Consider the following 21,171-nt stretch of genomic DNA (forward strand, 5'->3'; position numbering starts at 1 on the left):
GGACATATATATTTCTTTTTTCACGATCAGATCAGGTTCCCTCGTTCAACTCCCTTTGCAGATGGAGGCTTCTGTAATGCTGGCGGTACTGATTCGGCGTCATCCCGTATTTCTTTTTGAAGCGGGTAATAAAATACGTGCTGCTCGCCATACCCACCGCCGCGGCGATTTCCTCCACCTTCAAATCGTCATTTTCCAGCAGCTCCTTTGCCTTTTCGAGCCTCAGTTGGGACAAATATTCCGCGACGCCGATTCCAAAGGTTTTTTTGAACAGCTGCGATAAATAAGTGGCGCTCATGAACATTTTTCCCGACAAGAGCTCCAAAGAAATCTCACCGTCGTAGAATTCGTCAATGAAGCGCTTGACCTGTTTCATGGTTGCATTCACGTTCTCCTCACCGGCACTCTCCTGCTCCATGGCAACAAACCGGATACAGCAGTTTTCCAGCCAGTCCAAAGCCGCGGAAATATGAGGGAAATTGAAAAAAGTGGCCGGAAAATTCTCTGTATACGGTGTGGTATGGGTTTGGTTCCGCTTCGTTCCCACCCGCTTCCGGCTGATATCCGCAACCATTTGATAGAGGGCATATTCCACACTCTCCATCCGGTACATTCGCTCTTCGAACATCCCCTTAAGCTGTTTGAAGAACGAACGCAACCCTTCCGCATCGTTCGAATCCAGCAATACGGCCAGATTACCAAGCTCTTTGTGCAGCTGCAGGTTCTCAAGCTTCTCCACTTGCCCGGACTGCAGCACAATTTCCCCGCCCGCCTTGTTGACAAAATGGTATTGGAGAGTTGCGAGCGCACTCTCGGCAGCCATGTATAAATCAGCCGCACTGCTGACCGGCCGGCCAATTCCGCCGACCAGCAAAGCTCCGGTCTTCTCCCGGAGTTCCGACAGACAAGCGGCGAGGGCTCCCTCGGAGAGCGGCGATTCTTCCCTCTCATTCATTACGAGCATGCAGATATTTTTGCTGTAGGCAGTGACGTATACCGAACGTTCTCCTTCATCGGCCAGTGCCGCGCAGTGCCGTCCAATGTACTCTTCGCTGAGTTCACGGTCCCCCGCCCCGCCGGCCTTCTTCCGGATGGCAACTACAATATACCGTTCAAACGGCATATCCCGTTCAAGAGCAAGCGGTCCCGAAACATCCGCGGCGCCCCGAAGCAGCCGATTCAGTTCATTATCCCGGGCATGTGAGCTCATTTCCGATATCGTGCGGTGCAGCCAGCCAATCCCTTCCTGGATAAAAGCGAATTCGTTGGACCTGGCGGCAAGGCCGGAGGAACTGGAAAGCACCTTGGCGAGCCTGCGGATCGGGCGGTATTGGTTCAGCGCAAATCCCGCAGACAGCAGCAGGCCCAGCACAAACGCACTGACAGCAACAATGAGAATGCTATGCTGGATGGTGCGGGAAATTTGAAAGAAATCGCTTAACGGCAGCATTAGCGTATAGAACCATCCGTTGTAGGAGGACGGATAGGTTAACGCCATCAATCTGCCCCCATCGCCAAAATCTCTAATGATCCACTGTCCCCGCTCCCCGTTCATCTGCATGGACAGCAGCTCACCGGTCCCGATATCCGGTGCACCCGCATACTCGCCGGCAGCGGCAACCACTCCGGAAGCCGTGGACAGCAGCAGCCGTTCGCTCGCTTTGACAGTCTGAATGGAGAGGAGATTAAGCAGCTGGGATTCGCGGATATTCACATATACTATAAATTTGGGCAGATTCTCCGCCTGGGCGATGGAAGGCAGGACGTAACTGACATTCAATGCCTCTCCGCTGTCAGAGACTTCAGTCCATTCCTGCCATTTAGAAGGTTTGTATTGCCGCTGCTTCAGGAACTGCAGAAAGGTGTTGTCCGAATATTCAGAAGCATTATAGGTTACCGCATCTGAGGACAGAAGTAAATCGCGGGCCGGATAATAGATATTAATTGATTCCACATAAGCCATTTGCTGAATTTGCAGCTTCAGATCCTTATGAATCTCCCACTGCTTATAGGCGCTGAGCTGGCGGGTATTAATTTCGCCGGAAAGCACATTTCCTCCTGCAAGCTTCTCGGTCGGCTCCAGGATCCCTTTAGCCAGGATGGAGTCAATGGAAGACATCCGGTTCAGGGTCAGCGAGGACAGCTCGCGTTCCACCGTCCGGGTGATAAAAGAATTTAACACGAACCCGACAAGACCAATAATAATGACAAGTATAAGAGAATAAATGAAGAGAGACCGCTTCAGAAAGCGGGAATGCAGAAAAGCACGCATATCAAAGCCTCCTTTATTCTGCCGCCCGGCTGTAATGGAATTCAGCAGCCGGGCACATTTGTAAAACAAGGCAACAGACGAATGTCTCCGTCTGTTGCCGCAGGCTTATCCAGTTCAGTTCTTGTCAGTTCAGGCTTGCATACCAATCGTCCGCTTCCCGGGTCAGCTGGCTGCCGCCGTTGTCCAGCCATTTCTGGACCATGGCTTCGTAGGTGCCGTCAACGTCCACTTCTCCCAGTATTGCTTTCATTATATACTCCTGCAGCATGGTATCCAGTTCCGAGTATTGGGAGGCTGAAGGCAGCGGCGCTTTCAGCGCATTACTGTAGCCTGGCAGCGCATCGGCAATGACCGGCTTCGTGAGCTCATAGCGCTGAACGGAACGTGCGCCGCCGAAAGCCGCCGAGAACGCAGGGTTCATTGAATAGAACGGATCGAAGTACAGACCAGTGCCCATAATTTGGCCCTTCGGATGGTATTCGCTCGATTCAGTCCAGCCCTCTACCCAGACGCGTTGTCCGGCTTCATCATATTCCCATGCCTTGCCTTCTGGCCCGTATTCAATGGCGACGTACAGTTCTTCGTCTGTCAGCGTTGTATCAAGCACTTCCAGCAGCTTGGCCAGCTTCTCCGGCTGATCCTCCAGCTGTTTGCCGAACAGCAGGTATTTGATCACCGCGTTGTCCTGATACGAACCCGATACCCCGTCCGAGTTTACGGGAGGCTTAATATTGACATAGACCGGCTGCGGACCGGAGTCGGTAAGCTCGGTGAATGGTTTCAGAGTGTAAGACAGCGCGTTCGCGGGATCGGCGAAGTATTCCTGCCATTCGGGATTGTTCGCCACCCATTTGGCATTAAGCTGTCCGTCGTTGTCCCACTGCTCATCGTCAAAGGTCAGATTATCCATATAACCGATGCGGCCGCTGGCAAATTTATAGGAAATGTCATCCTGCGCCTGGGTACGGTGCTTGTCGGTAATAAATTCGGGATCGATAAGCTCCATCTCGTACCATTTATTAAGCAGCTTCAGCGCATCGGACATGCCGTCCGCCGTGAAGCCGTACTGCATCTTGCCCTCCTCCTGCTTCCAGATGAACGGATTGGTGCCGAACGCCCCGAAAATCGACTGGAACCACATCGCCGGATAATCACTTGGCATGCTCATCGCATACGTATCCTTTTGCCCGTCCTGATCGGGATCATTCTCGCGGAACTTCACGAATACCCGCTCCAGGTCCTCAAGCGTCTGTGGAACCGCCTCTCCGACATTCTGCAGCCAGTCTCCGCGAATGGCTATGGAGGTAGGGGCAACGTTGGAGCTGGTGGACGGCATCGCGTAATTTTTACCTTCTACCATCCCGTAAGTGAGCGCGTTCGGCTCCTGCTTCAGCAGCATTTCATAATAGCCGGGAGCATGCTCCTTAATGAAATCCTCGGAGATTTCCGCCAGCGCTCCGCTCTTTGCGTACTCCGTAATAACTGTAGGATCGGTCACCACCATCAAATCAGGAATTTCCCCGGTGGCGATTTTCAGATTGATCTGCTCAACCTCGTCCATGCGGATAATTTGCACCTTGATGCCGAAGGTGTCTTCCATCAGCTTCTGTCCGTAGGACCCGTCTTCAAAAGGATAATTATAATTCATCCACTGGTACGTATATACCTCTTCCTCCGCACCCGTCTCCGCCGCCGGACTGGCTGTAGCCGCCGTACCGGCCGTCTCGCCGTTGCCCGATCCTCCGCATGCCGACAGAAACAGCAGCATAGAGAGAGACAACACCCCTGCAACCCGCAAATCTCTTAACCTTTTCATTGAACTTCCTCCCTCTGATGGAATATGGCAGACTGGATTATAGTTGCAGAACCCGTTGACGGGTTCGTCAGCCCTTAACAGCACCGACCATGACACCTTTGACAAAATACTTCTGAATAAAGGGATACACAAACAGTATGGGAATCAGCGTAACAATGATCGCCGCGGCCCTCATGGATTCGGGCGTCGTCTGGTTCTGGCCGTTTCGGCCCATAATCATATCGTTCATCGAAGCGCTCTGTTCAATGACCAGCCTGCGGATATGCACGCTGATGACCTGCTTGTCCGTAGACTGGATATAGATCAGGGAATCGAACCAGGAGTTCCAGTGGGCTACCGCCGTCCACAGTCCAACCGTGGCCAGTGCAGGCAGCGACAGCGGCAGGATGATGGTGAAGAATGTCCGCATCTCGCCGGCGCCGTCTATTTTGGCCGATTCCTCCAGCTCCCCGGGCAGGGCCATGAAGAAATTGCGCAGAATGAGCAGATAAAAGGCGTTGATCAGCGGTCCCACGACCAGAACCCAGATGTTATCCAGCAAATGCAGGTTTTTCATCAGCAGATATGTGGGAATCAGTCCCCCTGAGAAGAACAGCGTAATAATGAAAAAGGTGGTGTAAAACTTCCGGTGGGGCAGATAGCTTTTGGAGAGCGGATAGGCGGCAAGTCCCATAATAAGCAGAGAACAGAACGTGCCCGCTACTGTGCGGAACACGGCAACAGAGTAGCCCGTGTAGACAAAATTCATCGAGAGAAAACGGCGGTACGCCTGCAGCGTCATCTGGTCGGGCCAGAGGGAAAAGGCTTTGGAGGATGCATATTGGCTGGCGGAAGTAGACAGCGACAAGCCGAGCAGATACACAAAGGGATAAATGATGGAGAGGCAGAACAGGATAAGCAGCCCAGCATTGACAACACCAAACACGGTCCATTTTCGCATTAGATTTCCCCTCCTACCACAGTCCGGTATGCCCGAAGCGGCTTGCCAGCTTGTTGGCCATAATGACCAGAATCAGACCGATAACATTTTTGAACAAATTGACTGCCGTCGAGAGGCTGTAGTTCCCCTGCTCCAGACCGATCCGGTAAGCGTAGGTGTCAAGAATATCGGCAACCTCCATTACCTTGAAATTGTACAGGTTGAAGATCTGATCGAAGCCTGCGTTGAGAATGTTGCCGATAGCCAGCATCAGCATGATTGTCACCACATTCATGATCGACGGCAGCGTAATGCTGAGCATCTGGCGGATGCGGCCGGCCCCGTCCAGCTCAGCCGATTCATACATGTGGGGGTCTACCCCGGCAATGGCGGCCAAATACACAATCGAGCCCCAGCCGATGCTCTGCCATACATCCGAGGAGATCAGAATGGCAATGAACCAGTGCGTGTCGGCCAGAAAATAAATCGGCTTCCCGCCCAGGCTCTGGATGATCAGATTGACAACCCCCCGGGAAGGCGACAAAATCTCGGTCAGCACACTGCCCAGAATGACCCAGGACAGAAAATGCGGCAGATAACTGATATTCTGCACCACCCGCTTCAAGGCCCCGTTCCTGAGCTCGTTGATCATCAGCGCCAGCAGGATGCTGGCCGGAAAGACAAACAGCAGCTTCAGCACGCTGATAAACACCGTATTGCGCAGAACACGCGGGAAGTTGGAGGATGCGGTGAACAGCATTTCAAAATGCTTGAATCCGGCCCAGGGGCTGTCCCAGATTCCACCGGTAATGCGGTAATCTTTGAAAGCGATCAGGATACCATAAAGAGGAACATAACTGAGAATGAATGTGCAGACAAATGCCGGAAGCAGCATCAGCAACAGAAATCTGTGCTTTCCATAAAGCCTGAGCATCCCTTTCAACGGGCAACACCTCCTGTGTGTCAGATGGACTCGCCTTTGCGGTCCGAATTGCCCTCATTGTGTCACCTCTTCTCCCACGCCTCAATCTCAATCTTTTTATATTCCTTCACTTTCTTATGGTTTTGGCATTTTCGCAGGTTCTTTTGCCTGAAAACAGGTGTTTTTTTCAATGATCATAACTTTCCGTGTGAAGTTCCTTGATATAAAACCGGCATTCCCGCTCCGGCTCCCCGCAGTTTGTCAGGTCCGCCTCCTGCCCGGGCATATCCGCCCATGGTCCTCTGCGCGTTGTTCCGGTACGGAAAGCGATGCGCTCCACTGTATACATCGCCCCCATGAACGCAATGGCCGGCAGGGCGTTGCCGTTCAGAGTGAGTGTCATCTTCTGGTTCTGCGCATCTACTCTCATGTCCAGCCCAATCCATTCCAGCGGCGAATAGCGTCCCACAGCATTGCGCCCGGCGCCGCCGTGCAGATAAATTTGACCGTCCCCGGCCAGCTCAAGCCGGAAGGCCAGCTCGCCGCGTGATCCCAGGACCTCGATTTCCAGCCTTCCGAAGCCGTTCTGGCCGGCGGCTATCCCCGTCCGGATATTGACCCGCCCGTCTTCGGGAAATATGCGCACCGCCTTGGCATAATCACAGGGATCACTGTGCTGCAATAGCAGGCTAAGCCCTTCTTCTCCCGGCAGCGCCGCCGCACCGACAGCCGACCATAAGGGACTGTAAATATTCCACAGCTCCGGACACTCCCCTTCCGCCAGACCTTCAAAGGTGTCGTGAACCGGTCCCCCGGCCCGCTCAAGAACCGGCACGGGCAGGCTGGTGACCCAAATATCCTCCTTGTTCACACTGTAGGTCAGCCACAGCTTGTCCGGGCATCCCTCCCCGGCTTCAATTCCCCGCACATAGCAGGGGCCGTCGTCCTTCCATTTGCCGGCATATCGCTTGGGCGGCACCTCCCCGTGCACACAGAGCAAGCCGCTGAAGCTCCGGCCGTCGTCGCTGAGGGTTACGGCGAGCGGCCAGCGGTGCGGGCTGTCCGGCACCGGATTATAGACCATCGCATATCTTCCGTCGGCCGTTTGCTGCGCCCAGGTCTTGCCCCCGGAGGTGATTATTCCTTTAGCCTTGACCACCGGAGACCAGCTTTTGCCTTCGTCGCTGCTGATGGCGCAATGCCCCGACTTCCAGACCCCGATAATCTCCTCCCCGGCCCGGTAATGGCAGAAAGCGCGCTCCCCGGCAACGGCATAGAAGCCGTCCGGGCTTCTGTCCTCCTCCCACCACTGGAGCGTGGCAAGCCTGTCTTCCAGAAGCTCCTCGCAGGCAGCGGTGAATCCGGAATCCTCCGACTCCTTATAAAAAGGGTAATCCGTATTGTTTTCATTCCAACCGGCATGCCGGTTGTAGCGAAGGAAATGAATCGGCCCGAAGCCGCCTCCGGCAAGCACCTCCCGGACTACCCGGCCGACTCCCCGGCCGTTATTGGGCATGCCATCTCCGTTCTTTGCGCTGATCCCGTAGAACCCCGATACAAGCAGCCTGTTGGCCGAGGATACATAAAAGCCCATGCGCTGATGCATGACTGCGTCTGTATCCCGCAGCTCCATGTCCCTGCCATCAATGGAATAGATACCGTCCGGCAGGCGGTACGGCGGAAACACCGCGACCGGCTTGCTCCAATCCCTGCCGTTCTTCGAATGCATGAGCAGCGTCCTTCCGGGGGGAATATGTTCTCCCACCGGGTTGCTGAGATATTCAAGATAGAAGCGGCCCTGCCACCGGGCAAGCATCGGGGCATGGTTGTAGGTCCATCCGGGAGTTCCGTCAGGCTCCGGCTCGGAACGGTTGGCCCGCAGCACCTGATAGTTCTTGGCGCCGACAACAGGGCGCAGGCCTCCGTCATGCAGGCGGATATCCGCGGTCTTCTGCCCTGTATAGCGGACAGGCGGTTCATATTCGTCAAATTTATTCAAACTCATTACCTCCTTTTGCTTGCGGTGTATATATCCATTATTGAAAAGGGCATCTTGCAGTTCATACAGGATAGTTGCCCCCGAGATTGTTATATATAACCGCCTGCAGCTTGGATTTTCTCGAGCAGCGCCTCCCGTGAGGCCTGCAAATGCAGCTTGACACAAGTGAGCGCAGCCGGTGCATCACCGGATTCAATCGCTTGAACGATACGTTCATGCTCCTCCTGGGCGCTTACCACCATATCATAATGGATTACGGATGCTTCAAACAGAATATAACGGTAATTCATCAGCTCCACATAAATATCCATATTTTTTCTGTTTTTTCCTGCAGCGACCATCCGCATATGAAACAAATAATTATAATTTTGCTCAAGATACTTAGGCAATGTAAGGCGGCCGATATCTTTGGCGGAACGGCTCAAAATATTTTTCAGCTCTGCAATCAGATGTTCCGGTGCTTCTCCCTTGCCATCCATGCAGTTCAAAATGGACCAGCTCTCCAGCATATGCCTGGTGTCCATAATATCGGCTGCAGCCTTGGCATCTATCGGCGTCACATAGGTTCCCACCTTGGAAACTGTCTGTACAAGCCCCTCCTTCTCCAGACGGCTGAGCGCATCCCGAATCGGGGTTCTGCTCACGCCAAAAATATCCGAAAGCTCCGGAATCGAAATCTTTTGGTTAGGTTTAAACTTCCGCTCCACAATTTCCTTTTTTAAGATATGGAAGGTCTTATCCCATAAATTCGAGTTGTCCAGTTTTGTCAAATTAGCCATTGTATTCACCTCCTTTCTGGAATGTTGTATACATGGTATATTAAGAGCCTCCGGTAATAGTGTCAATCTCGGAATAAGAATTTGAATAAACTTCTCCTTCGGACGATTCAATATGCAGCAAATAAAAATAGCCGGACAACAAAAAGCCAACCGGCTCATTAAAGCGCGATTGGCTGCAGCAAGCTGGTCTTTCATGATTTCGACCGGCCGATTTTGAATTCTATTCATCGTCCTCGGACTCTTCAACCTCATATACACACCGGAACATTTCAATACCGGCGGGATTCTCACCCAGACTATAGACCATAAAACCCAGATTCCGGTAAAAGTCTGCGGCGATTTCATCCTCGGTCTCAGCCAGCAGGTAACGCGGATCGTGTGCCGCCAGCAGCTCCAAAATCATGCCCCGCGCATAGCCCTTGCCTCTATTCTCCGGAAGAACGGCAATGTGGCGAATCTCCAGCGAACCATCCTCGGTCTCCTCAAAGCCCACCAGTCCCAGCAGCAGTCCTTCCTCTTCCCAGCCGCAGAGCTGCAATGCCGCCTTGCTGCCGTATTCCGCTGAAGTGCGCCACAGCGCATCCGGCTCATCAATTACGGCATAGGCCAGCAATTCCTTCACTTCGTCCGTATCGGTGCGCCGCTTCAAATCAATAAGCATATCGGGTCGATCTCCTCTCCGTACATCCATTGAATCCTGTAACAGGCTTCTCCAACTTACCTTTTGCGCCGCTTATGCATGATCTTAAGCAGGCTGTACCCGGATAATACTCCCGCCACGTTAAGCCAGACATCATCAATGTCAAAGCTGCCGGCGCGCAGCAGCATTTGCAGCGTTTCCAGGAACAGTATGCCCAAAGCCGACACAAATACCAGCCGGAGCACAGAGTGCAGACTTTTCCTCAGCAAGGGCAGCAGAAGGCCATAAGGAGCAAAAACAATAATATTGCCCAGTATATTCACAAGCCTCGACGGCAAAGAAACTCCATTCTCCAGGTCAAGGTACAGCTGCAGGGTATGCAGGGGCTTCAGGTTATACCGGAAAGGCCCTTCAGTGTGTACAGACCGTCCAAACCCGAGAAACATCCAGTACACAAGAGCAGCACTGTACAGAATAAGCAGCGTCAGCAGCAATGCCCGTGCCATTCCGCGCGGCTGCACCGGTGTATTCTTCTTTCTGCCGCGGCCGGGACTGCCCTGCTTCCGCCTGCTACTTGCCGTTCTTGCGCTCAATGACTTCAATGCTGCCGTCCTTTTTGCCGATAATCGCCACAGCGGCGATACCGATGAACAGCCCATGCTCAACAACCCCGGTGATGTTCTGCAAGGACTCCGCGAGCTTGGGGGCAGAAGGAATCGCCCCAAACCGGCAATCCGCAATGTAATTCCCATTGTCTGTCTTGTACAGCCCGTCCCCGCTGCGCCGCAGCTCCGGTGTGCAGCCCAGCTTCGCCAGTTCGGCTACCGTCCACTCCCAGGCAAATGGGACGATTTCCACCGGCAGCGGAAATTTGCCGAGCGTGCCGACAGCCTTGCTCTCGTCGGCCACCACGATCATCCGCGTGCTGCCCCTGGCGACGATCTTCTCACGCAGCAGCGCGCCGCCGCCGCCCTTGATCAGCTCCAGCTCCTGGTTCAGCTCATCCGCCCCGTCAATCGTCAGGTCAAGTCCGCCGATATCGCCGAAGCCGACCAGAGGAATGCCCAGCTCACGGGCCTGCTCCTCCGAAGCGACCGAAGTCGCAACAGCGGTGATCTTCAGCCCCTCCTTCACCCGCTCGCCCAGCTTGCGGATCGCCCAATATGCCGTTGAGCCTGTACCCAGCCCGACCTTCATTCCGTCCATGACATATTCCACTGCTTTCTCCGCCGCCAGCCGCTTCACATTGATACTCATTTTTATTACCCCCATATATCCGTTATAATATCCGGTAGAGCTATAAATTTATCATTGCCAGGAGGCTTCCACCATGAGAACCGAGCATCAGATTCAATCCAAAATCAACGAATTGACACTGCAGCGCAGATCCCTGGAGTCCCGCCTGAATCCGCTGCCGGAGGGCAGCCCCCAGCGGGAACCGCTGAATGCCCAGCTGACCCGGCTTGAGGATATGATCCTGATGCTGGAATGGGTGCTGGACGCGCCTACAGGCAAGTATCACGCCTGACATGCTTCAGGACAGGCTTTTGCCGTAGCAGAGACTGTCCGGATCGCCTATGTAACGTCCAAACAAATCAATCGGCCGGTAGCCGTGCTTCTCATAGAGTGCTGTCGCTTCCGGCTGCTTGATGCCAGTCTCCAGCCTGATCTCCCGGCAGCCTGCAGCCTGTGCCCTCTGCTCCAAATCCAGCAGCATGCGGTCGGCAATCCCCTGCTTGCGCGTGTCCGGGTCTACATAGAAGCGCTTCAGCTCCATGACGGACGAATCGGCAGCAAGCGGCCTTAAACCTCCACAGCCTACCGGCCTGTCCGCTGCATAGGCTACCACGAAGATCATTTCCCGCACCTTGGGATCGGAGAAATCCACAACATAGATCGTTTCATGCGGATACCTTGACTTCAATTCATCATCCAGACGGACAATCAGCCCCCGCAAATCCCGGTTCCCGGGGTCCACAGCCACAAAGCCCACTTCAGTATTTAATGACATCTCTGCTCCCCGCTCTCCTCCGGCTGCTTCTGCAAGCTCTCCATAAAGTTCACTCCATATTGACATAGCCGCTAAGGGTTTCCCCATATAAATCGGCATTCTCTTTCTCATAACAGATAAACTCAATCCGCTTCAGCGGCAGCCCCCCGGAATCACGTTCACTCACATAATCAATGACTGTGTGAACCGCAGTTTGGCTCGCCAAGGCCTTGGGGAAGTTATAAACTCCCGTGCTGATATTCGGAAAGGCAATACTCTGCGCCCCGAGGGCGCAAGCGGCATCCAGGCTGCTGATGTAGCATTTGGCCAAAGTGGCGTTCTCTCCCGCACCGCCGCCCTTCCAAATCGGGCCTACTGTATGTATGATTCCCCGGAGCGGAAGCCTCCCGGCACCGGTGACGGCTGCTTCACCAGGCAGAATGCCGCCTTGCTTCCGGCGGATTGCCGCGCATTCCTCGGCGATCTGCGGTCCGCCTGCCCGATGAATTGCGCCATCCACACCGCCGCCGCCAAAAAGGCCCGAATTCGACGCATTCACAATCATATCGCCCTGCCAGGCCGTTATATCTCCTTGGCGCGCGGAAATGTCCACGCTATTAATGGTGATCCGCATGCCCGATCTCCTCCTTCACCGCCGTTTCCAAACGGAAGATCAGCTCCCTCTCGCCTTTGCTGAAGGCTTTATCCGTGAAAGAGGCCGGAAGGAGCTGCTCGCCGCGCATAGCAGACCTGCGGATACTGCCGAGCATCCAGTTCTGCGCATCGGAGAGCGACATCTCCCCGCTTCCGGCAGGAACCCGGCAGAGGGCAACGGTCTTATCCGCCTCGCCGCTTGCAATGGGTCCTTCCGTGCGGGAACGCACGGTGAATTGGAACAGGGGAACCGCTTCCGGCAGTTCTTCATTATGAGAAAAGGCCTGATTATAGACGGAATACATCAAACGGCTGATGCGCCCCGCAGACTCTTCAGCCTCCTGCGCCGCAATCAGCCTGCTGTTCTGGCAGGCCATGACCCCGGCGGCAAACAACAGAAAGACAACCGCTCCTGCAAATACCATAATCATATCTGACACCTGCCGTTTCAGCGATATGGGCAATACCGCTTCTATATTATCACGCGGAGAACGTGTCAGGGAATGGGCGGGACACGCTGAATTGCATATTTTCATCCGAAGCTCTATAAAGTTATTTTGAAATATTCATATTAACAGTTGAAACTTCCAGCGGCATGATTCATAATGAAGTGGTACAAAACGTTTGTCAATCCATACGAAACCAAGGGAGGAACCCTCGAAATGAAATTTTTCTTGGATACCGGAAATATTGAAGAAATCAAACGTATTACCCGCCTCGGACTGGTGGATGGCGTTACGACAAATCCGTCGCTTATCGCCAAAGAAGGCAGACTGTTCAAAGATGTAATCAAAGAAATCGTTGCGATTGTACCAGGCCCGGTCAGCGCTGAGGTTATCGGTCTGAAGGCTGAAGAAATGCTGAAGGAAGCTTACGAAATCGCCGAATGGGCACCGAATGTTGTCATCAAGCTGCCAATGACCGAGGATGGTCTGGAAGCCTGCTATGAATTAACCAAAAAAGGCATCAAAACCAACGTTACCCTCATCTTCTCCGCAGCCCAGGGCCTGATGGCCGCCAAGGCCGGCGCTACTTATATCAGCCCGTTCGTAGGACGTCTGGATGATATCGGCGTAGACGGCATGAAGCTGATCTCGGATTTGAAGACCATTCTGACCAACTATGGCCTGAAATCGGAAATTATCGCTGCCAGTATCCGCAATATCGCACATGTGGAGCAAGCGGCCATTGCAGGTGCACATATTGCAACCATTCCGGGCTCACTGCTGCCTTCCCTCTGGAAGCATCCGTTGACCGACAGCGGCATCGAGCGTTTTCTGAAGGACTGGGAGAAAGTTCCGCAAGTTTAAGGCGCCATTAATTATACATCCGGCCTCTTTCCGTATATTCGGGAAGAGGCTTTTTGCGGTCCGGGAAATTATCAGTTAAAAGGCGTGTTAATCATGCTGGCCCTAAACATCAATCTATATAGGTAACCTAAATGGACTGAAAAACATTGCGGTAGAGGGGATTGCGGGAAGGTCTGGAGAGCCGCAGATAACCTTCAACCTGGACTCCAAAACGGCAACGCTGTCAGTGAAGGACGGCAGGGCCGTTTTATTCCCCCTTGCTTGACAAAATTACTTGTCCTAAATATAATTGTTGAAACAATTATTTGAAAGGAGGATAGCCTATGTCCTCTTCCTCACCTCAGGAATTTCTCGGATTTCTGCTCGGCTCCACACACCGGAGGATTTCCAATGCATTCGCACGGGCGCTGAAGCCCTTCGGCATCACCCCGGAGCAATGGTCGATTCTGCTGATGGTCTGCGGCCGCGAGGGCATCAACCAGAAGGAGGTTGCCGCCGCCGCCGCCAAAGACCAGCCTACTACTGCGCGGATTGTAGAACTGCTGCAGAAGAAAGGCTTCATCCGTAAGACAGCTAGTCCCACCGACCGGCGTGCCTTTCAGCTCTATGCCACAGAGACTGGCAGGGCATTGATTGAGAACACCTCTTCCCTGGAACAGCAGACCATTGACGCCGCCGTGCAAGGACTCAGCCCGGCAAAGCTTGAAGAACTCCGCTCCATGCTGAAGCTGCTCTACCACAACACCGGAAATACACTTCAAGAATAGGAGAATCCCTTTGAACCATTCATCTGAACGGCTATGGACCTCATCCTTTATCCTGCTTACTCTATGCAATCTGCTGCTGTTCATCGGCCTGCAGATGACGCTCTCCACACTTCCGGCTTATGCCGAGGGCACGCTGCAGGCTTCTTCCGTACAGGTCAGTCTTGTCACCAGCCTGTTTGCTCTAAGCGCCATTGCATCCCGCCTCTTCTCCGCGAAGGCCATGGAGAAGGGCGGCCGCAATCTGCTGGTCTTCCTTGGGCTTGCCGTATCGCTTGCCGCGGTAGTCGGCTATTACTGGGCGGGAAGCATTCCCGCCCTCCTGCTGCTGCGGATGCTGTTCGGCATTGGCTTCGGCATGGCCAGCACCGCCTTTCCGACGATGGCCTCCGATATTATCCCGGTCCGCCGGATGGGCGAAGGCATGGGCTATTTCGGCCTGTCCACGAGCCTGGCCATGTCTGCCGGCCCGCTGATTGGACTCAGCCTGCTTCAGGGACCCGGCTTTGGCCCGCTGCTTGTCTGCACAGCCGGAGTGCTGGCGCTGATTCTTCCGTTCGCCTGCCGCCTGACCGCCGGGCTGCCTGCGCACCACAAGGAGCCGGCTGCCGCACCGGTGTCAGAGCTCAAGGGCGGGGCCTTCCGCAGACTGTTCATTCCCTGTCTGCTTAATTTTCTGCTGGCCGTCTCCTATGGAGGACTGCTGGGATTCCTGGCTCTCTACGGCGCAGAGGTTCATCTGGAGCGCATCGCCTACTTCTTTCTGTTCAATGCCGCCGCCATTGTTGTTGTAAGACCCCTGTCGGGCAAAATTTACGACCGCTTCGGGCCTCCCGCCCTGCTCATTCCGGGGAGTCTTTTCATAGTCGCCGGATTGCTGCTGCTCTCCTTCGCAGCCTCAACAGCCGCACTTTTTCCGGCCGCACTGTGCTATGGGATAGGATTTGGCTCCATGCAGCCTGCACTGCAGACCTGGATGATACAATCCGTAGAGCCCCGCCAGCGCGGAATGGCAAACGGCATGTTCTTCAACTCGCTGGACCTTGGCGTAGCCGCCGGCTCCATGATTCTTGGCTCCATTGCGCTGTATACCAGCTATGCCGTCATGTACCGTTACTCGGCATTGGCCCCTGTTCTTCTGCTGCTTATCTATACGGCCGTACTGCTGGTTAAACGCTGCAACAGCCGAAAACCAGCTGCCGGACCTTCCGTAAGCTACCCGGCAGCCAAGTAGATATGGTTGCCCTGTCTGTAAAGGCAGCCCTTCTTCCGAAGCAGCGCACTCTGTTTCAGCGGGCGCGCTGCGCAAAGATATGCGGCAGCCGCTTGGCGGTATGCCCTCCGCCGTCTCCGCCCTTTTCTTTCTTTCCCCGGCTCGGGTGAACTGCGAACAAGGTTAACAGTCCGCCAACAGCACCGGCAGCAGCCAGCGTGCCGAACAGCAGCCAATGGCCCCGCGACATCAGCAGTGAAACTGCCGGTGGTCCCAGAGATACGCCGATAAACCTCATACTGCTGTAAAGGGAGGTAATGGTCCCCCTGTTTTCCTGCTCAATGCCTTCTGTAATCAGCGCATCCATGCAAGGAAGCGATACTCCTATCCCCAATCCGCCCAGGCTCAGAAAAACAATGATCTGATAAAGCCCCGCGCCAAACCCCGCAATCAACATGGCTGCGGTAAGGACAAGCATCCCGCCAAAGCCCAGCCATTTCATTCTTGCTTTGCTCTGTCCGATGACTTTACCGCTTCCGTAGGAGGCCAGACACAGAAGCGCCAGCGGAATTGCCAGCACATAGCCCTTTCTCGCCCCGTGCAGATTATAGCTCTCCTCCAGCATTTCGGATAAATAGAACAGCACTCCGAACGTAACGAACATGCTGATCCCGCCAATTGCAAAGATCGCGTACAGCCAGCGGCCCTTCTCGCGCAGAATGCCGGCGATTCCCGACATGAACTTCCGGACCCCGACGTTTGCCGCCGCCTCCTTGGGCTCCGGCTTGCGCACCAGAAAAGCAACGAGCAGAAAGGAAATTGCACACAGTATGGGAATCGCAATGAAAGGCGCGTACCAGAGCACCAGGCCCAGATAAGCGCCCAGAATCGGACTGAGCACCTTGCCGAAGGTATTTGAGGTTTCAATCAGACCCAGGCTTTTGCTGATCACCTTCTCGTCCTCGAACAGATCTCCTACAAAGGGCAGCACAATCGGAAAAGCGCCCGCAGCGCCGATTCCCTGCAGCACACGCCCGCCAATGATTATCCAGTAGGCGGTAAGCCCCTCCGCAAACCAGGCTGCAGCCACACAGATCCCGCCTCCGGCTGCGGCGATGAGCAGGCTGGGAAGAATGACTTTTTTACGCCCGAAGCGGTCCGAAAGATATCCGGCTACAGGAATCATCACAATAGCCATTAGCCCGAATACAGTAATCAGCATACTTACCTGGAAGGAGCTGATCTTCAGCTCCCGGGAAATCTGCGGCAGCACCGGCAGCAGCATGGAATTGCCCAGCGTCATAACCAGCGGAATGGACGCCAGTGCCGCCAGATCCCATTTTCTATCCTTCATGGATTAACCACCTTTATTAGGGTTCGTTATACACAATCCCCCTTATTGTGGTTAGTTCCGCTACCCTGTATGCACGGCAGCCAAAATACCGCCTCCCGCGATCCCGGGGACGGTCTTCCGGACAACTGTTCCGCTTCAGCCCGGCACAGCCCCGGAGGTCACCGACTCGCGAGCTTCGGCGGGCAGAAAATGATTGGGCTGTCCCAGACTGTAGATATGCAGCAAATGCATAGCCCGGGTGCATGCGGTATAAAACAGCTTGCGTTCACTTTCACGGCCATATTTGGCTTCAGAGCCATCATAAATAATGACGGCATCGAACTCCACGCCCTTGGCCAGATATGCGGGAAGCACCAGCGTGCCTTTTTGAAAGTTAGGGGTTTCCTTGGTCACCAGCCGCACAGGGAGTCTGCTCTGAAGTTCGGCATGCACGCGCGCGCTTTCCTCCGCCGTCTTGCAGATGACCGCCACATAATGATAGCCCATGGAATGCAGATTCAGCACATCCTGCTCTATTGAAGCAAGCAATCCCTCTTCGTTGTCCACAACGGTCAGAAGCGGTGATTCTCCCCTCCGGTTGAAAGGAACGATCTTGTCGCCTCCGGGAATCATTGAACGTGTGAATTCAACGATCTCGTAAGTGGAGCGGTAGCTGCGGGTCAATGAGACAACCTCCGTATTCTCCTCACCGTAGATGCTGACCAGCCCGCCCAGATCCCCCAGCACCTCGCCCTGGGCGTATATCGCCTGATTGAGATCGCCGAGCACGGTCATTTTGGCCCGCGGGAACAGGCGGCGCATGAACTCCAGCTGGAACGGGGAGTAATCCTGCACCTCATCGACAATCACATGGCGGATCAGGGTATTGGTGCGGAAGCCCTGGCTCAGCTCCTTCAGATACAGAAAAGGTGTGGCATCCTCGTAGGCCAGCTCGTTCCGGTTCAAGGACGCCACCGTCTGCCGGCAGATCTGATCCCAGGCCTCCGGAAGCACCCGGCTGCTGCCCAGGCGCTCCATTAAGCCACGGTCTCCAAAAAGCAGGCTGTACAGCCCTTTTACATCCACGAACCTTCCGCGCTTGGTCCAGCCGCGCAGCGGCTTCAGGCGTTGGCTGACGATATATCTGGCCAGCATGGTTTTCTCCAGCTCAAAATCATCAAAGCTGTCATTCCGGCCGCCGCCCTTGCGCCGAAGCATATTGTACGCCCGCTGATAGTCGCTGGAATCCATCAGCTCGATCTGATCCTCCACCCATTGCGACTCCCGCTCTTCGACACTGAACACAGCGATTTTTTTGAGCAGCCAGCCTGTCATGAGATCAATCCGGTTCGCGAGTTTAATACTGGAATCATAGCTGTAGAATCTGCGCTCCATGTCTTCCTTGCTGACAACCGTCCGGCCTTGAAAAACAAGCGGCTTAAACAGCATGCCTTCATGCTCCAGAAGATTGACATAACGTCGGATCACATCCAGAAAAGCCACTGAGGATTTATAGGCGATTCCCGCTCTTCGCGTGGCCGCCTCCGGCCCTTCCGGCGCATTCAGCAGGCTTTCGGTCTGGTTGAAAACATCCTCCAGCTCGAACTCCTGACCCAGCCGGTGCTCCAGATACATCTGGAACGTGGTCTGCTGCATGTTTTCTTCCCCCAGTTCCGGAAGCACGGTGGATACATAGCTGTTAAAAAGCGGATTCGGCGAGAACAGCAGCATCTGATCGGCCTGCAGCACCTCGCGGTATTTATAGAGCAGATAGGCTACGCGCTGCAGTGCGGCTGAGGTTTTGCCGCTGCCCGCTGCGCCCTGCACAACCAGCATCCGGCTGCGGTCATTGCGGATAATGGCATTCTGCTCCTTCTGGATCGTCGCAACGATGCTTTTCATCCGGTCGTCCGCGCTGTGGCTGAGCACCTGCTGAAGAAGCTCGTCGCCGATCGTCACCCCCGTATCGAACATGACTTCTATAATGCCGTTGTCGATGACAAACTGGCGTTTCAGCTCCATCGTGCCGGAGACCAGCCCGCCCGGTGTTTCATAAGCTGCCGGCCCCGGCGCCCCGTCATAGTACAGGCTTGAGATGGGCGCACGCCAGTCGTATATCAGGAAGGTGCCGTCATCCTCCATGAGCGAGCCAATGCCCAGATAGATCCGTTCGGTCCCGGCGTCCGGCGTTTCCCTGAAATCAATCCGGCCAAAATAGGGGGATACGACAAGCTTTCTATATTTTTTCAGCGCTTTGCTTGACTGCAGATGATGGCGCTCGCGTTCGTTCAGGATTTGGGCCTGCTGCCGCAGGCTTGTCGAGGTTTCACCCAGATCATCCGGGCTGCTGAAGTTCACTGTAACCTCTTCCCAGAAGTCTTTGCGCATATCCACGACATCGCTCCGGTGAAGCCCAAGCTCCCCGGATAACCGCCGGATATGGGCTGACAACAGCTTCGTGATTCTGCTGACCCGCCCCTGCTCCTCTTTCCATTCGTTATCATGTTTCTCCACTGCAATTCATCCCCTTTGGAAGGTTGACATTCATCTTATCCCATGTTATAATTAAATTGAATAATTATGTTTTTTGATTGTTTATCTTTTGAATATCTTTTTATTTTAACAACTGCGCTACACTTTTTCAAGCTTTTGATGCAGTTAAATTTATGGTCTGCACAGTTAGAATACTATAATCCGGTCCCTTCAGGGGCCGGATTTTTTGAAAGATAAGAATTTAAATAAATTCTTGTCTTTGGACAAAACGGCTATGCCGTCCTTCACTGGACAGCGTAGCTGCTGGGGATTACAGGTGGACGGCTGCCTGCTGTAACCCGGCGGTAAGTCCAAGTGGAAAAAGTGAACTTAATTCTCCCCGCACCCCCTCCTCCGCAAGCGTTAGTGGGAAAAAGGATACCTAATCCATCCGTTTGCCGCCTTTAGAGGGAAATACGCTTACAATAAGTTTACTTTTTCCCACTAATCCTTTTACCGTAAGCTTTTCCGTTCATTTAAGTGTACTATTTCCACTTCACTTCTCTGCCCCGGGGTTGCGCTCTTGGTTTACGCTCTTGCGTTGCCGTCCCGGTTAGTCCTCCCTGATTGCGCGCTTCCTGCTGCAAAACATCACACCTGCAGGTTCAGCACGATGACCGCGCCTTTCCCCAACTGCATGCACCTTCTCCACAATTACCAAAAATCATAAACAACAAGTGAAACGGATACCGTCCTTATAAGGACGGCGAAGCCGTTTCCGCTTGTTATATCCAATATTCAAGGACATCATTATCAGCGGCCTGTTAAGCCTTCTTCCATCGAGTCCAGGGGACAACCTGCGCCGGAAACATGGCCGGACCGGAGAATTATTCTTTTTCATCGGCGGCCTGCCGGTTGATCTGGTCTGCCACCTTGTCCAGACGCTCCAGCTGGTATCCATAATCATAGACTGCCGCCGCCACAACCGACAGCCGCAGCTGCCCGGCTTTCTCAGGATCATAGCCATTGATCGCCGCTTGCAGGAAGCGGTCGTTATCCCCGGCAAGCGGGCCGCTGTCGGTCGCTCCCGGCTTCAGCTTATCTTCGAATTTGAGCAGAATAGTCCCATGGTACTTGATCAGCTGCTCCAGGTGACGGTCGAAAAGCTCATCTGTCCGTCCGGTACGTTCGGCCTGAAAATAATGCCGGTCCACGGCCTCCAGCACCTCAAATCCCTTCTGCAGTGAAGCCAGCAGATTTTTGTAAACGACCATTTGCCGGGTCTGGCTGTATTTGGCCCTGCGCAGCTGCTTCTGCTCTTCCTCAAACAAGGCGTATTTATCGGCAAGCGACCGGATTGAGCCTTCCAGGGCGTTCTTCTCGTCGCGGAAGACGCTCTCCTTCATTTCATGCGACACCGCGGTCCGCAGCAGCAGCGACAGGCTGCCGAACACATTCTCTATCTGCCGGATGTACTGCTTGCGGGGCTGGGGCGGGAATACGGCGATATTGATAATAAAAGCGGCAACAATTCCGGTCAGCGTCAGCAAAAAACGGGTCAAGGCAAATTCCCACTGCCCCGAGGCCTCCATTACCGAGATTACCGTTACCAGCGTCAGACCGATCGTATCGGCCCGTTTCATTTTCATACTGATCATAATCACCAGAATACATACCAGCCCGACCGCAATCGGCTCATTGGACAGCAGCATTCCGCCCAGCAGCGCCAGTACCGCACCCATGGTACTCGTCTGAATCTGATCCAGAAAGTACCGCCAGGATCTGTAGATGGAGGGCTGCATCGCAAATATCGCTGCAATCGCCGCACCCACGGGGGAAGTAAACTGCAAAAGAGCGGATAGATAAAGAGCGAGCGTTACGGCCAAGCCGGTTTTGAGTATGCGGGCGCCAAATGCCAAATCCATCCCTCCTTAAGTTTTGTGAGCATAGTCTTCCTGAATAGTCGTCGTACAAAACTAGCTCCGAAAGCAGCCGCTTAAGTTTTGTGAGCACAGTCTTCCTGAACAATCATCGAACAAATATGTATATCCTGATCCGCTTTAGTTCATTTCTAATAAGGTACAGACT

19 protein-coding genes are annotated in these 21,171 nt (G+C 54.0%); 4 read left to right on the top strand and 15 right to left on the bottom strand.

The features are described 5' to 3' along the window. Window positions 1-31 precede the first annotated feature (31 nt). From HYD27_RS18670 to rpiA, 9 genes are all read right to left on the bottom strand, one after another. A complete protein-coding gene (locus tag HYD27_RS18670; RefSeq protein WP_219217671.1) occupies window positions 32-2,272 on the bottom strand; it encodes a helix-turn-helix transcriptional regulator in 2,241 nt (746 codons plus the stop codon). Between the two features lie 124 nt (window positions 2,273-2,396). Then, entirely contained in the window at window positions 2,397-4,088 is a 1,692-nt protein-coding gene (locus HYD27_RS18675) for a type 2 periplasmic-binding domain-containing protein (RefSeq protein WP_219217672.1), read from the bottom strand. Between the two features lie 67 nt (window positions 4,089-4,155). Continuing rightward, window positions 4,156-5,028, bottom strand: coding sequence for a carbohydrate ABC transporter permease (locus tag HYD27_RS18680; RefSeq protein ID WP_219217674.1), 873 nt, complete (start codon window positions 5,026-5,028; stop codon window positions 4,156-4,158). A 13-nt stretch (window positions 5,029-5,041) separates the two neighbouring features. Further along, window positions 5,042-5,941, bottom strand: coding sequence for an ABC transporter permease (locus HYD27_RS18685; RefSeq protein WP_219217733.1), 900 nt, complete (start codon window positions 5,939-5,941; stop codon window positions 5,042-5,044). Window positions 5,942-6,116: 175 nt separating this feature from the next. Then, window positions 6,117-7,928, bottom strand: coding sequence for a sialidase family protein (locus HYD27_RS18690; RefSeq protein ID WP_219217675.1), 1,812 nt, complete (start codon window positions 7,926-7,928; stop codon window positions 6,117-6,119). An 89-nt stretch (window positions 7,929-8,017) separates the two neighbouring features. After that, complete coding sequence (locus tag HYD27_RS18695; RefSeq protein WP_219217676.1) at window positions 8,018-8,707, bottom strand: GntR family transcriptional regulator; 690 nt, start codon at window positions 8,705-8,707, stop codon at window positions 8,018-8,020. A gap of 220 nt (window positions 8,708-8,927) precedes the next feature. After that, window positions 8,928-9,368 (bottom strand): GNAT family N-acetyltransferase, encoded by a 441-nt coding sequence (locus HYD27_RS18700; protein ID WP_219217678.1) that lies wholly within the window; start codon window positions 9,366-9,368, stop codon window positions 8,928-8,930. Between the two features lie 56 nt (window positions 9,369-9,424). Next, on the bottom strand, window positions 9,425-9,949 hold the full coding sequence (locus HYD27_RS18705) for a VanZ family protein (protein WP_228745208.1): 525 nt from the start codon (window positions 9,947-9,949) through the stop codon (window positions 9,425-9,427). Further along, a complete protein-coding gene (gene rpiA / locus HYD27_RS18710) occupies window positions 9,918-10,598 on the bottom strand; it encodes a ribose-5-phosphate isomerase RpiA (protein ID WP_219217735.1) in 681 nt (226 codons plus the stop codon). Before rpiA ends, HYD27_RS18705 begins: the two co-directional genes overlap by 32 nt. A gap of 79 nt (window positions 10,599-10,677) precedes the next feature. On the opposite strand from rpiA, the gene HYD27_RS18715 reads away from it, so the two are divergent. Beyond that, complete coding sequence (locus tag HYD27_RS18715; RefSeq protein WP_219217681.1) at window positions 10,678-10,875, top strand: hypothetical protein; 198 nt, start codon at window positions 10,678-10,680, stop codon at window positions 10,873-10,875. Between the two features lie 6 nt (window positions 10,876-10,881). Here the strand turns inward: HYD27_RS18715 and HYD27_RS18720 are convergent, their stop codons facing one another. From HYD27_RS18720 to HYD27_RS18730, 3 genes are read right to left on the bottom strand one after another with little or no spacing between them, the layout of a single operon-like run. Next, window positions 10,882-11,358, bottom strand: coding sequence for a GNAT family N-acetyltransferase (locus HYD27_RS18720; RefSeq protein WP_219217683.1), 477 nt, complete (start codon window positions 11,356-11,358; stop codon window positions 10,882-10,884). A gap of 49 nt (window positions 11,359-11,407) precedes the next feature. Then, window positions 11,408-11,971 (bottom strand): macro domain-containing protein, encoded by a 564-nt coding sequence (locus HYD27_RS18725; protein WP_219217684.1) that lies wholly within the window; start codon window positions 11,969-11,971, stop codon window positions 11,408-11,410. Continuing rightward, window positions 11,955-12,422 carry a hypothetical protein gene (locus HYD27_RS18730; RefSeq protein WP_219217685.1) on the bottom strand — a complete coding sequence of 156 codons (468 nt, stop codon included), beginning with the start codon at window positions 12,420-12,422 and terminating at the stop codon, window positions 11,955-11,957. Before HYD27_RS18730 ends, HYD27_RS18725 begins: the two co-directional genes overlap by 17 nt. Window positions 12,423-12,653: 231 nt before the next feature. On the opposite strand from HYD27_RS18730, the gene fsa reads away from it, so the two are divergent. The 3 genes from fsa to HYD27_RS18745 all read left to right on the top strand — a co-directional run bounded on the left by fsa (window position 12,654) and on the right by HYD27_RS18745 (window position 15,299). Further along, window positions 12,654-13,301: a fructose-6-phosphate aldolase gene (gene fsa / locus HYD27_RS18735; protein WP_219217686.1), complete on the top strand. Its 648-nt coding sequence runs from the start codon at window positions 12,654-12,656 to the stop codon at window positions 13,299-13,301. A 323-nt stretch (window positions 13,302-13,624) separates the two neighbouring features. Continuing rightward, a complete protein-coding gene (locus tag HYD27_RS18740; protein WP_219217688.1) occupies window positions 13,625-14,068 on the top strand; it encodes a MarR family winged helix-turn-helix transcriptional regulator in 444 nt (147 codons plus the stop codon). Between the two features lie 10 nt (window positions 14,069-14,078). Further along, window positions 14,079-15,299 (top strand): MFS transporter, encoded by a 1,221-nt coding sequence (locus HYD27_RS18745; RefSeq protein WP_219217689.1) that lies wholly within the window; start codon window positions 14,079-14,081, stop codon window positions 15,297-15,299. A 55-nt stretch (window positions 15,300-15,354) separates the two neighbouring features. Here HYD27_RS18745 and HYD27_RS18750 read toward each other — a convergent pair whose 3' ends face one another. From HYD27_RS18750 to HYD27_RS18760, 3 genes are all read right to left on the bottom strand, one after another. Then, window positions 15,355-16,632: an MFS transporter gene (locus HYD27_RS18750; protein WP_219217690.1), complete on the bottom strand. Its 1,278-nt coding sequence runs from the start codon at window positions 16,630-16,632 to the stop codon at window positions 15,355-15,357. Window positions 16,633-16,767: 135 nt separating this feature from the next. After that, on the bottom strand, window positions 16,768-19,125 hold the full coding sequence (helD, locus tag HYD27_RS18755; RefSeq protein ID WP_219217691.1) for an RNA polymerase recycling motor HelD: 2,358 nt from the start codon (window positions 19,123-19,125) through the stop codon (window positions 16,768-16,770). An 845-nt stretch (window positions 19,126-19,970) separates the two neighbouring features. Beyond that, window positions 19,971-21,002: an FUSC family protein gene (locus HYD27_RS18760; protein WP_219217692.1), complete on the bottom strand. Its 1,032-nt coding sequence runs from the start codon at window positions 21,000-21,002 to the stop codon at window positions 19,971-19,973. Window positions 21,003-21,171 lie beyond the last annotated feature (169 nt).

The organism is Paenibacillus sp. S150, from assembly GCF_019352175.1.
Classification (GTDB): domain Bacteria; phylum Bacillota; class Bacilli; order Paenibacillales; family Paenibacillaceae; genus Paenibacillus_AQ.

What these genes read in the sequence shown, in the direction of transcription:
- HYD27_RS18670 (WP_219217671.1), bottom strand. Translation starts at nt 2,272, where the DNA reads ATGCGTGCTTTTCTGCATTCCCGCTTTCTGAAGCGGTCTCTCTTCATT.
- HYD27_RS18675 (WP_219217672.1), bottom strand. Translation starts at nt 4,088, where the DNA reads ATGAAAAGGTTAAGAGATTTGCGGGTTGCAGGGGTGTTGTCTCTCTCT.
- HYD27_RS18680 (WP_219217674.1), bottom strand. Translation starts at nt 5,028, where the DNA reads ATGCGAAAATGGACCGTGTTTGGTGTTGTCAATGCTGGGCTGCTTATC.
- HYD27_RS18685 (WP_219217733.1), bottom strand. Translation starts at nt 5,941, where the DNA reads ATGCTCAGGCTTTATGGAAAGCACAGATTTCTGTTGCTGATGCTGCTT.
- HYD27_RS18695 (WP_219217676.1), bottom strand. Translation starts at nt 8,707, where the DNA reads ATGGCTAATTTGACAAAACTGGACAACTCGAATTTATGGGATAAGACC.
- HYD27_RS18700 (WP_219217678.1), bottom strand. Translation starts at nt 9,368, where the DNA reads ATGCTTATTGATTTGAAGCGGCGCACCGATACGGACGAAGTGAAGGAA.
- HYD27_RS18715 (WP_219217681.1), top strand. Translation starts at nt 10,678, where the DNA reads ATGAGAACCGAGCATCAGATTCAATCCAAAATCAACGAATTGACACTG.
- HYD27_RS18720 (WP_219217683.1), bottom strand. Translation starts at nt 11,358, where the DNA reads ATGTCATTAAATACTGAAGTGGGCTTTGTGGCTGTGGACCCCGGGAAC.
- HYD27_RS18725 (WP_219217684.1), bottom strand. Translation starts at nt 11,971, where the DNA reads ATGCGGATCACCATTAATAGCGTGGACATTTCCGCGCGCCAAGGAGAT.
- HYD27_RS18730 (WP_219217685.1), bottom strand. Translation starts at nt 12,422, where the DNA reads ATGATTATGGTATTTGCAGGAGCGGTTGTCTTTCTGTTGTTTGCCGCC.
- fsa (WP_219217686.1), top strand. Translation starts at nt 12,654, where the DNA reads ATGAAATTTTTCTTGGATACCGGAAATATTGAAGAAATCAAACGTATT.
- HYD27_RS18740 (WP_219217688.1), top strand. Translation starts at nt 13,625, where the DNA reads ATGTCCTCTTCCTCACCTCAGGAATTTCTCGGATTTCTGCTCGGCTCC.
- HYD27_RS18750 (WP_219217690.1), bottom strand. Translation starts at nt 16,632, where the DNA reads ATGAAGGATAGAAAATGGGATCTGGCGGCACTGGCGTCCATTCCGCTG.